Here is a 12169-nt window from a genome sequence, read left to right as displayed (position 1 = left end):
AACATAGAAGATATTCTAACACCAACAACCCATGTTATCATGACTTTGTAGAATGTTGTCAAAAAATGAAGAATCCGCTACTATAAATACACACATATTTTTAACAAGAGGAGAGAATTACAATGGGTAATGCCGTTCATGATAAAGACTCACAATTAACTTATTTAAAAGCTAGACTAAATATGTTTCTAGAGGTGATCGATTCAATTGACCCTGAATCCACAGACGTTGAAGACGTTGATCGACTCATCCAAATGCTAGATGATTTAGAAATGAAACAAGAACAATTTAAGAAAGATAAACATTAAGAATATATGTAGGCCATTGCCAACCTTTTGGGGCAGTGGTTTTTTTTCGTAGAATCTGAAAGCGCTTAGAAACTTCTTTTCAAGTAAAAATCAAGAGAGTATAATGAAATTTGAGGAAAAAGCCGGAAAGTTCTTATTATAAAGGGGAGAAACAAATTGGAGAAATTCTTTCAGAGCATGTATGACTTAATCGTAGAAACATCAACAAAGCTACCAAACGATGTACGTCGAGCAATTGCAGCTGCAAAATTAAAAGAAAACGCTGGAACACGTTCTGCATTATCACTTGCAACGATTACAGAGAATATAAAAATGGCCGATGAAAATATTTCACCAATCTGTCAGGATACGGGACTACCAACATTTAAGCTCAAGGTTCCAGTAGGAGCAAATCAGCTATATATGAAAAAAGAAATTAAACGTGCAATCGCACAAGCAACAAAAGACGGAAAACTCCGTCCAAACTCAGTTGATTCATTATCAGGAGATAACAGTGGAGATAACCTAGGGGACGGTACTCCTGTTATCAAATTTGAACAATGGGAAAATGACTACATTGATGTTCGTCTCATTTTAAAAGGCGGCGGCTGTGAAAATAAAAACATCCAATATAGCCTACCGTGTGAGCTTGATGGTATAGGAAAAGCTGGGCGTGATCTTGATGGCATAAGAAAGTGCATTATGCATTCTGTCTACCAAGCGCAAGGACAAGGCTGTAGTGCAGGTTTTATCGGGGTTGGCATAGGTGGAGACCGGACAAGTGGCTATGAAGTCGCCAAGGATCAGCTATTTAGAACAGTTGACGACGTGAATGAACGCGAGGAGTTACGTCAGCTTGAGGACTATGTAATGAAGCATGCCAATGAGCTTGGAATCGGAACAATGGGTTTTGGCGGCGAGACAACTTTACTAGGTTGTAAAGTTGGAGTAATCAACCGTATCCCAGCAAGCTTCTTCGTGTCTGTTGCTTATAACTGCTGGGCGTATCGCCGTCTTGGGATTAAAATTGATTCAGCAAGTGGCGCAATTAACGAATGGTTATACAAGGATGGAGAAACAGTCGTATTCCCTGAGGACGAGGTAGCAGCAACAACTGAAACTGCTGCACCAAGAGAAATCATCCTTGAAGCACCAATTACGGAGGAAAAAATCCGCGACTTAAAAGTAGGGGACGTCGTTAGAATTAACGGTATGATCTATACAGGTCGTGATGCAATTCATAAATATTTATCAGAAAATGAAGCGCCAATTGACTTAAATGGTCAAGTCATCTACCATTGTGGTCCAGTTATGTTAAAAGACGAGGATGGAAATTGGCATGTTAAAGCGGCCGGTCCAACCACAAGTATACGTGAGGAGCCATATCAAGGGGATATCATGAAGCGCTTCGGAATTCGTGCTGTTATTGGGAAAGGCGGCATGGGTCCAAAAACGTTACAAGCCCTTAAAGAGCATGGTGGCGTTTACCTAAATGCAATTGGTGGAGCTGCTCAATACTATGCTGACTGCATCAAATCAGTTGAAGGTGTAGATCTTATGCAATTTGGTATTCCAGAAGCAATGTGGCACTTAAAGGTTGAAGGCTTTACTGCAGTCGTGACAATGGATTCTCATGGAAACAGCTTGCATGCAGATGTAGAACAGTCTTCCCTTGAAAAGCTTGCACAATTTAAAGAACCAGTTTTTAAATAAAGAAAAGCCGGCACATCTAGTTGTGCTGGCTTTTTGGTATTTTTTCTCAGTATGGAAATTCTCTCAAAATAAACACTAAGTACAATGAATGTCATGAGGAGAGTATACGATGAAAAAATGGTCCATTTACCTGAGTCTTTTTTGTCTTTTTTTTATTTCGATTGGAACTGTGCAGGCTGAATCCAATCAACCATTGAGCTGGGGATTTAAAAAAAGCAGAAATCATGAGCCAGCATCAGCAGGGGAAAAGCTTGATGAAATACTGGCGAAGCATGGTTCATTTTATTTAGGAGACACCTCAAAAAAGGAAATTTATTTAACATTTGATAATGGTTATGAAAATGGCTATACACCTCAGGTCCTAGATGTCTTGAAAAATAGAAAAGTCCCTGCTACATTTTTCGTGACTGGTCATTATTTAAACTCTCAAGCTGATTTGGTAAAAAGAATGGTGAAAGAGGGCCATATTGTTGGTAATCACTCTTGGTATCACCCAGATTTAACAAAACAAAGTGACGAGGACTTAAAAGAGGAGCTAGAATCTGTCCGCATAAAGGTTGAAGAGTTAACAGGACAAAAAGGCATGAGTTATCTGCGACCACCTAGAGGGATTTTCAGTGAACGTGTTCTGGCTAAATCAAAGGAACTGGGCTATACAACTGTCTTTTGGTCACTAGCCTTTGTGGATTGGAAAATCGACGCACAAAGGGGATGGAGCTACTCGTACGAAAATATTATGAAGCAAATCCACCCTGGCTCGATTATGTTGCTACACACTGTTTCTAAAGACAATGCCGAAGCCCTTGATCATGCAATTGTCGAGCTGCAGAAACAAGGCTATGTGTTTAAAAGCTTAGATGATCTAATGGTTGAAAGAATGTTGGATCATCCCTATTTAATTTCCCTTTGACTGGATCAAAGGGTTTTTTTGTGTGGCAGAGGTATGGAAGAAAGCAAAGTTTCCTTGCGGAAATGTGTCGTTTTTTGTCGATTGGCTTATAGAAGTGGGAAATTGGATTATTGAATTGGTGAATTTAGAGGTAGAAAATTGGCTTATAGAAATGGAGAATTCGCTTATAAAAATGAAAAAGAGGAGTTTAAGCATCATTTAAGGAAGTAATTTCTGTTAATTTAGTGAATTCGAACAAGTTTACGAAACTAATGCTAAGTAATGTTGTTCAAAAACAGCAAATTTTAATTAATCACTTTTCAACACCACTCAATTCCTCATTTTTTATATTCAAAACCCTACATGCTATAATAAAAAGATAAACAAACACTAAAGGATGAGAAGAATGTGGAGAGAAACGGTAGAAGTTGAACCTCCTTATGACTTTGATCGGATATTAGATCGGTTAAGCAATGATCCATTAAATGCTATCAATATGGAAGCGAGAGAGATTGCTGTCCCCTTGTATGATAAAGAGAACCAACCGTTTGTGGTAACAGTTAAGGCAACAGGAACAAAAGCTAAGCCTACCTTTGAGATCTCAGGAAAAGCTGATACTCAAAAAGAGTTCGGGCTAGGTGAAATCAGACGAATTTTCCAGTGGGACTTTTCTCTATCTGTGATTAGCAATCACTTTGAACTGAGCAACATTGCGGAGGTTTTTAAAGAACACGAAGGTACTCCGCTTGTATTGGATTTTGATCTTTACAGCTGTTTAATGAAGTGTATTGTTCATCAGCAATTGAATCTGTCATTTGCTCATACGTTAACAAAGCGGTTTGTGCAAACATACGGTTTTGAGCTAGATGGCGTGTGGTTTTATCCGAAACCGGAAATCGTCGCTGCATTGAGCTATGATGATTTACGTGCCCTACAATTTAGTGGTCGAAAAGCAGAGTATGCTATTGATACATCAAAAATGATTGTAGAAGGAACACTTAATTTTAACGAGCTTCCGAGTCTCTCTGATGAAGAAATTTTAAAAAAGCTCATCAAGATACGAGGCGTCGGACCTTGGACTGTTCAGAACCTGCTTTTATTTGGATTAGGTCGTCCTAATCTTTTTCCAAAGGCAGACATAGGCATCCAAAATGCACTGAAGAAACATTTTAACTTAGAAAAAAAACCAACCCAAGATGAGATGGCGGACTACAGCAAAGAATGGGAACCTTATTTGAGCTACGCATCTCTGTACTTATGGAGAAGCATTGAATAGAATGGAGCGTTTTACGTGAAGCAACAAAATAACCAAAGTAACTCAGTGACAATTACAGCGGGACAAACTTTCCCCCTTACAATAAAAAGGCTAGGAATTAATGGAGAGGGAGTAGGCTATTTCAAAAGACAAGTAGTCTTTGTCCCGGGTGCATTACCAGGGGAAGAAGTGGTCGTTGAAGCGACAAAAATATCACCGAAATTTGCAGAAGGAAAAGTTAAAAAGGTTCGTAAAGCATCGCCTTTTCGAGTCAAAGCACCTTGTCCAATTTATGAGCAATGTGGTGGCTGTCAGCTGCAGCATTTATCCTATGACCAACAGCTAAAGGAAAAGAGAGACATCGTCATTCAATCACTTGAAAGACACACGAAACTGAAGATTGATCAACTCGACATTCGAGACACAATCGGAATGGAAGATCCATGGAATTACCGGAACAAAAGTCAGTTCCAGGTCGGCGTGAAAAATGGAAGTGTAATAGCTGGGCTATATGGATTAGACTCTCATCAGCTGATACCAATCCAAAACTGTCTCGTTCAACACCCACTAACAAATAAAGTAACAGAAACAGTTAAACAAATTCTCGAAGACTTCAAGGTGTCCGTCTATAATGAGCGAAAAAGAAAGGGAATCGTTCGTACAATCGTAACGCGAGCTGGCTTTCAATCTGGCGAAGTCCAAGTTGTACTCATTACAACTCAAGAAGAACTGCCAAGGAAAAAACTTATCATAGCAGAAATCCAAAAACGTTTACCAGAAGTGAAATCACTCGTTCAAAACATCAATGGCAACAACACCTCGCTAATCTTTGGTGAAAAAACCATTCATTTAGAGGGAGAGGAAGTCATTCAAGAAACGCTTGGCGACTTAGAATTTGAGCTATCAGCAAGAGCCTTTTTCCAACTCAATCCTGTTCAAACGGTGAAGCTTTATGATGAAGTAAAAAAAGCAGCCAACTTAACAGGATCTGAAAAAGTAGTCGATGCCTATTGTGGCGTCGGTACAATCGGTTTATGGCTCTCAAAAGGAGCAAGCGAACTCCGGGGCATGGACACAATTGAAGCAGCAATCAAAGACGCTCAAAAAAATGCCAAAAAGCACGGATTCAAAAACGCAACCTATGTAACCGGAACCGCTGAGAAGTGGCTACCTAAATGGGTCAAAGAAGGTTGGCGCCCAGATGTAGTTGTTGTCGATCCGCCACGAACGGGGTGTGACAGCACTTTGCTAGACACGATTAAAAAGGTGAAGCCTAAGAAATTTATTTATGTTTCATGTAATCCTTCTACTCTAGCGAAGGATATTGATTATTTGTCTAAAGAATATAAGGTAGAGTATATTCAGCCGGTGGATATGTTTCCGCATACTGCACATGTTGAGTGCTGTTCACTACTTGTAAGAAAAGATAAATAATAGGATGTAACAGTGAGTGAGTCTTTTCGTCTAGGAATGCTCTTTTTTTGAAGAGTTAGTTGAATTACAAAAAATAAGAAACCACTATACCAAATGTGCTGGTATAGTGGTTTTCTTCTATTAATTATTCTTCATCTTCCAAAATGGGTAGAAAAAAGTTTCGGGTGTAACTCGGGTTTTGACATGCACGACTTTTATTTGAATTAGGATTAAATGGAAGTGGAATGTATACACTATTTTTATGAAAAGGTATTAACATTACCAACATGATTTCAGTATTGATGGGGATATATGAGTATATTATTGGTATTGGAGCAGTTGTATATAACTGGTACTACCTCATCATGGAAAAGGCCTAATTTTATAAGAAGGGATGTTGTCATGAAAAAGCACGGATATCCGATTGCACAAGGTTTATATCTGCCTGAATATGAACATGAAGCCTGCGGGATCGGCATGGTCGCTAATATTAATGGGAAAAAGTCACATGACATAGTTGAACATGCTATTACGATTTTATGCAATTTAGAACACAGAGGTGGACAATCAGCAGACACGAGTACCGGGGATGGAGCAGGTATTTTGACGCAAATTCCACATACCTTTTTTCAGAAACAATGTGAAAAGGAAAATATTGAACTCCCTGAAGCAGGGGGATACGGGATTGGTATGGTCTTTTTACCTAAGGACCCAGAAATTAGAAAAGAAACCCAAAAACTAGTCAAGTTCATAATTGAAGAAGAAGGACAGACCTTTCTAGGCTGGAGGACCGTTCCAGTCAATGATTCTTTTGTCGGTGACATGGCAAAAAAATCAAAACCCTTTATTCGCCAAATGTTTGTTGCCCCTTCCAATGATCTCATTGACCAGAATGATTTTGAAAGAAAATTATTTGTGATCAGAAAGCGATTAGAAAATGATGTGCCCCATTCTGATAATGAACATCAAGAAGGTATTTATATTTGTAGTTTATCAACAAGAACAATTGTGTATAAAGGTATGTTAATTCCAGAACAACTCGATTCCTTTTATATTGACTTGAATCATCGCGACTTTAAGTCAGCGTTAGCTCTTGTTCACTCACGCTTTAGTACGAATACATTTCCTAGTTGGGAAAGATCCCATCCAAATCGATTTACGATACATAATGGGGAATTTAATACAATAAAAGGAAATGTTAAATGGATGCAAACTAGAGAGCCACAGTGTGAATCTGAATTATTTTCTAATGAGGATTATCAAAAGCTATTTCCGGTAATCGATACGGATGGCAGTGATTCATCGATGTTTGATAATTGTTTTGAATTTCTACACCTTTCTGGACGTTCACTAGCTCATACAGCAATGATGATGATCCCCGAGCCATGGGCTAATGATGTGACAATGGATGAAGAAAAGAAATCATTCTATGAATTCCATAGCTGTTTAATGGAACCATGGGATGGGCCTGCAGCCGTTGTATTTACTGATGGTAAACAAATAGGGGCATGTCTTGACAGAAATGGACTACGGCCTGCAAGATACTATGTAACAAAAGACGGAATGATCATATTGGGTTCTGAAGTTGGCGCTTTAGATATTTTTGCTGATGATATTGAATATAAAGAAAGGCTTCACCCTGGGAAAATGCTCCTTATCGATTTAGAGAAGGGTGAAATTATTCCAGATGAAGAAATAAAAAGGGGAATCTCGTCTGAACATCCGTATAAAGATTGGTTAACTGAGCATTTAGTTCGTATAGATGACCTACCAGAAACAAGCAGTCGCAACCAAATTTTAAAAGCAGATGAACGAATGAAACAACAACTCGCATTTGGGTATACAAACGAAGAGCTCAATAAAATATTGAAGCCTATGGTAACGGACGGGAAAGATCCTGTTGGTTCTATGGGGTATGATTCGCCACTTGCTTTTTTATCTAAAAAACCACAGCTACTTTACAATTATTTCAAACAGCTTTTTGCGCAAGTAACAAATCCACCAATTGATGCGATTCGAGAGGAAATCATTACTTCAGTTGTAACAACAATTGGACCAGAAAAAAACCTTATTAAACCCGAGCCTGAGAGCTGTAAACAAATTCAAATTCATACTCCGATTTTAACGAATAGTCAGCTAGACAAGCTTTATCGATCTAGCTTTAAGTGCGAAACACTATCTATAAAATTTTCCATTGAAACGCCTAATTTTGAACAGATTTTAGACGACCTATTTTCAAAAGCTGATATCGCGATTGATAATGGGTCTTCATTACTCGTTTTATCTGATCGTGGAGTCAATGCCGAGTATGCAGCGTTACCAGCCTTACTAGCAGTTTCAGGTTTGCATCATCACCTTATTCGAAATGGAACGCGGTCGAAGGTAAGCATCATAATTGAATCTGCAGAAGCTAGGGAGGTCCATCATTTCGCAGCATTACTTGGTTTTGGAGCAGAAGCGATTCATCCTTATTTGGCATTTGAATCACTTAGTGGTTTGATTGAAAGTGATGATATACGTGAGATGCAGGTCATAGATGCTATTGAAGTATACCGAAAGGCAGCAACAGATGGAATCATTAAGGTAATGTCGAAAATGGGTATTTCGACCATTCAAAGTTATCGTGGTGCACAAATCTTTGAGGCGATCGGGATTGATAAGGACGTGATTGAGAAATACTTTACTCAAACTGCGTCGCGAATAGGCGGAATAGGGTTAGGTATTATTGCCGAAGAGGTTATGATGAGGCATAAAAGAGCATTTGTCCGGGCGAGAGGTGTGGAGAAGACATTAGAATCTGGTGATGATTTTCAGTGGCGCCATGATGGGGAAGATCATCAATACAATCCTCGGACTATTCATTTGTTGCAACAAGCTTGCCGAACAAATAACTATCAGCTTTTTAAAGACTATTCGAGATTACTGACAGATACTAAGCACAATCTTCAATCCATTCGTGGCTTGCTATCCTTTAAAAAACGAGATGCGATACCGATAGATGAAGTGGAGTCAATTGAAGAAATTTGTAAAAGGTTTAAAACTGGCGCTATGTCTTACGGCTCAATAAGTAGTGAAGCCCACGAATCACTTGCCATTGCAATGAATAAAATTGGTGCAAAAAGTAACTCTGGAGAAGGGGGAGAAGACCCTAACAGATTTACACCTGATCCAAATGGTCATTTACGGCGTAGTGCCATTAAACAAGTTGCTTCTGGTCGATTCGGAGTTAATAGTCATTATCTTGTTAACGCCGATGAGATCCAAATTAAAGTTGCTCAAGGTGCAAAACCAGGAGAAGGGGGGCATCTTCCAGGGAAAAAAGTGTATCCATGGATTGCAGAGGTAAGAGGATCAACACCAGGTGTTGGTTTGATTTCTCCGCCGCCACACCATGATATCTATTCAATTGAAGATTTAGCTGAATTAATTTTTAACTTAAAAAATGCAAATCCATCTGCCCGAGTTAGTGTCAAACTCGTATCAGAAGTTGGTGTAGGAACAATTGCAGCGGGTGTGGCCAAAGGGAGAGCAGATCTTGTTCTTATCAGTGGATATGACGGAGGAACTGGAGCAGCACCTAGGACAAGCTTGAAACATGCTGGGTTACCATGGGAAATTGGTCTGGCAGAAACACATCAAACATTGCTCCTTAATCGTTTGCGTGATCGGATCGTAGTGGAAACAGATGGGAAAATGATGACAGGTCGAGATGTTGTAATTGCTTCATTACTCGGTGCTGAGGAATTTGGATTTTCGACAGCACCGTTAGTTGTATTGGGATGTATTTTAATGCGAGTTTGTCACCTTGATACGTGTCCAGTGGGGATTGCAACACAAAACCCAGAGTTACGAAAAAAGTTTACTGGTGAACCTGAGCATGTTGCCAATTTTATGAGATTCATTGCAATGGAAGTGAGAGAATTCATGGCAGAACTCGGGTTCCGGACAATAAATGACATGATTGGAAGGACTGATGTTCTAGAGGTAAATAAAGCCATTACTCATTGGAAAACAAAGGGTATTGACTTATCAGCGCTTCTCTATCAACCAGATGTACCTGAAAATGTCAGTCGTTATGCAACAGTTGAACAAGTTCACGGACTCGATAAAACATTAGACAAACAAGAGTTAATCCCGTTATGTAAAGAGGCAATTGAAAAGCAGGAACCAGTAGAGGCAACTTTATCGATACGGAACATTAATCGAGTTGCAGGGACGATGCTTGGAAGTGAAATTACGAAACGGTATGGTGCAAAGGGATTACCCGAGGATACCATTCGCCTTACTTTTAAAGGCTCGGCTGGGCAAAGCTTTGGTGCGTTTATTCCACCTGGATTAACAATGACGCTTGTTGGAGATGCAAATGATTTTATCGGTAAGGGATTATCAGGTGGGAAAATCATCGTTCACCCTTCTCGAAAAAGTACGTTTATCCCAGAAAAGAATATCATTGTCGGAAACGTTTCATTTTACGGAGCAACTGCAGGAGAAGCATATATTAATGGAATTGCAGGAGAACGATTTTGTGTGAGAAACAGTGGTGCAAATGTTGTTGTAGAAGGTGTTGGAGACCATGGTTGTGAATACATGACAGGTGGGACAGTCATTGTATTAGGACAAACAGGGAAAAACTTCGCAGCTGGTATGTCAGGTGGAGTTTCGTATGTATTGGATGTAACAAAGACAAAGAATTTCTTAGCGAAATGTAATCAAGAACAAGTGTATCTCGATTCAATTCAAGATAAGGCAGAACTCCAAGCAGTCTATCAATTGATTGAAAAACATGTTTATTACACGAATAGTCCATATGGGAAAGTCGTGATAGATAGCTGGACAGAAATGAGCAAGAAATTTGTACGAGTAATTCCAAAAGACTATTCAGAAATGCAAGAGAGAATAAAACACTTACAGGCAAGTGGGTTAAGTGAACATAAAGCAGCACTTCTTGCATTTGAAGAAAGCAAAAAAGCTGTGAATTTGATGAAAGATGGAGGGTGAACGATGGGAAAACCAACTGGTTTTATGGACTATGAACGTCAACCAAGGCCCGAACGTGACCCTGTAACACGAACGGATGATTGGGACGTTTATACGTTACCTCTTGATGAAAATGAATTAAAACAACAAGGTGCTCGTTGCATGGATTGTGGGATTCCAACCTGTCATACAGGTACGATAATAAAGGGGATGACTTCTGGTTGCCCCGTCTATCACTTAATACCGGAGTGGAATGATTTAGTTTTTCAAGGGCAATGGGAAGAAGCTCTGAAACGAGAACATAAAATGAATAACTTTCCTGAATTTACAGGATTGGCTTGTCCGGCTCCATGTGAAGGAGCTTGCGTTCTTGGGATTAATGAGCCACCGGTTGCAATCCGGTCAATAGAGTTAGAAATAATTAGGAAAGGCTTTAAAGAAGGGTGGGTGAAACCGGAGCTTCCAGAAATCCGAACTGATAAAAAGGTGGCAGTTGTTGGCTCTGGTCCAGCAGGTTTGGCTTGCGCTGCCCAACTTAATAAAGCAGGACATCATGTTACTGTTTTTGAACGTCATGATCGTGCTGGAGGTCTTTTAACGTATGGGATACCTGAAATGAAGCTTCCTTATGCTACTGTTGAACGACGAGTAAATCTTCTTAAAGCAGAAGGTATTACGTTTATCACGAGTACAGAAGTGGGCAAGGATTATCCAATTTCTAAGCTACAATCACAATTTGATGCGGTCGTTCTTTGTGGTGGTGCAACGAAGCATCGTGATTTAAACGTAGAAGGGAGAGAGTTAAAGGGGGTCCACTACGCAATGGACTTTCTTCATGCTAATACAAAAAGTTTATTAGACTCTAACCTTGAGAATGGCAATTATATATCAGCAACAGATAAAGATGTTGTTGTTATTGGTGGTGGGGATACAGGTGTCGATTGTTTGGCAACTTCCGTTAGACATAAATGCAAAAGCTTAACACAGTTTGATATTTATGGGAAAAAGGATGACCTTCGAGCTGATGATAATCCTTGGCCACAATGGCCGGTAATTCATCGAGTCGAATATGGTCAAAAAGAAGCGGCTGCTGTCTTTGGAAAGGACCCTCGTGCCTATGCAGTGATGACGAAAAAGTTTGTTGGTGATGAAAATGGTCATGTCAAAGAGGTTCATACTATTAACGTGGAAACCACAACTGATGAAAATGGTCACCGAATTCGAAAAGAAATTCAAGGAACCAAAAAAATATGGCCCGCTCAGTTAGTATTACTTGCGATCGGATTTAGTGGTCCAGAGCAAAGTTTCCTTCAAAAAATTAATGTTGAAACAGATGAACGCTCAAATGTGAAGGCTGAGTATGGAAAATATAAAACAAACATCGAAGGTGTTTTTGCTGCAGGGGATATGCGTAGAGGCCAAAGTCTGATTGTCTGGGCCATTAATGAAGGTCGAGAGGCTGCAAGGGAATGTGACAGATATTTAATGGGTGAAACTAATTTACCTTAAGGCAATAGCACCTCATACAGTTTAGCTGTGTGAGGTTTTTAGTATGCAAGAATGTAACTGTTAAATTAAAAAAGTGCCTGTGGTCAAGCCCCAAAAGATTAGACACGGTTAAAATACGACAGTTTA

At 39.5% G+C, this 12169-nt stretch carries 8 protein-coding genes; all 8 read left to right on the top strand.

Annotated elements, in window-relative coordinates; translation table 11 throughout:
* The first annotated feature begins 122 nt into the window (after positions 1-122).
* The 8 genes from ACFFIX_RS15815 (at position 123) to ACFFIX_RS15780 (ending at position 12043) form a co-directional block, all read left to right on the top strand.
* The gene (locus ACFFIX_RS15815) at positions 123-308 is read left to right on the top strand and encodes an SE1561 family protein (protein ID WP_378935642.1); all 186 of its coding nucleotides are present in this window, start codon (positions 123-125) and stop codon (positions 306-308) included.
* Positions 309-464: 156 nt separating this feature from the next.
* Positions 465-2000 carry a fumarate hydratase gene (locus tag ACFFIX_RS15810; RefSeq protein WP_378935640.1) on the top strand — a complete coding sequence of 512 codons (1536 nt, stop codon included), beginning with the start codon at positions 465-467 and terminating at the stop codon, positions 1998-2000.
* A 109-nt stretch (positions 2001-2109) separates the two neighbouring features.
* On the top strand, positions 2110-2910 hold the full coding sequence (gene pdaA / locus ACFFIX_RS15805) for a delta-lactam-biosynthetic de-N-acetylase (RefSeq protein WP_378935638.1): 801 nt from the start codon (positions 2110-2112) through the stop codon (positions 2908-2910).
* A gap of 22 nt (positions 2911-2932) precedes the next feature.
* Positions 2933-3112, top strand: coding sequence for a hypothetical protein (locus tag ACFFIX_RS15800; protein ID WP_378935636.1), 180 nt, complete (start codon positions 2933-2935; stop codon positions 3110-3112).
* 183 nt (positions 3113-3295) lie between these two features.
* Positions 3296-4165, top strand: coding sequence for a DNA-3-methyladenine glycosylase family protein (locus ACFFIX_RS15795; RefSeq protein ID WP_378935634.1), 870 nt, complete (start codon positions 3296-3298; stop codon positions 4163-4165).
* Between the two features lie 15 nt (positions 4166-4180).
* Positions 4181-5578: a 23S rRNA (uracil(1939)-C(5))-methyltransferase RlmD gene (gene rlmD / locus ACFFIX_RS15790; RefSeq protein ID WP_378935632.1), complete on the top strand. Its 1398-nt coding sequence runs from the start codon at positions 4181-4183 to the stop codon at positions 5576-5578.
* A 381-nt stretch (positions 5579-5959) separates the two neighbouring features.
* Complete coding sequence (gene gltB / locus ACFFIX_RS15785) at positions 5960-10555, top strand: glutamate synthase large subunit (protein ID WP_378935630.1); 4596 nt, start codon at positions 5960-5962, stop codon at positions 10553-10555.
* A gap of 3 nt (positions 10556-10558) precedes the next feature.
* Positions 10559-12043 carry a glutamate synthase subunit beta gene (locus ACFFIX_RS15780; protein ID WP_378935628.1) on the top strand — a complete coding sequence of 495 codons (1485 nt, stop codon included), beginning with the start codon at positions 10559-10561 and terminating at the stop codon, positions 12041-12043.
* Positions 12044-12169 lie beyond the last annotated feature (126 nt).

It is taken from the genome of Metabacillus herbersteinensis (genome assembly GCF_042433335.1).
In the GTDB taxonomy this organism is placed as follows: domain Bacteria; phylum Bacillota; class Bacilli; order Bacillales; family Bacillaceae; genus Metabacillus; species Metabacillus herbersteinensis.
The sequence above is the reverse complement of the archived record's forward strand: the minus strand, read 5'-3'. Positions and strand labels throughout refer to the sequence as shown.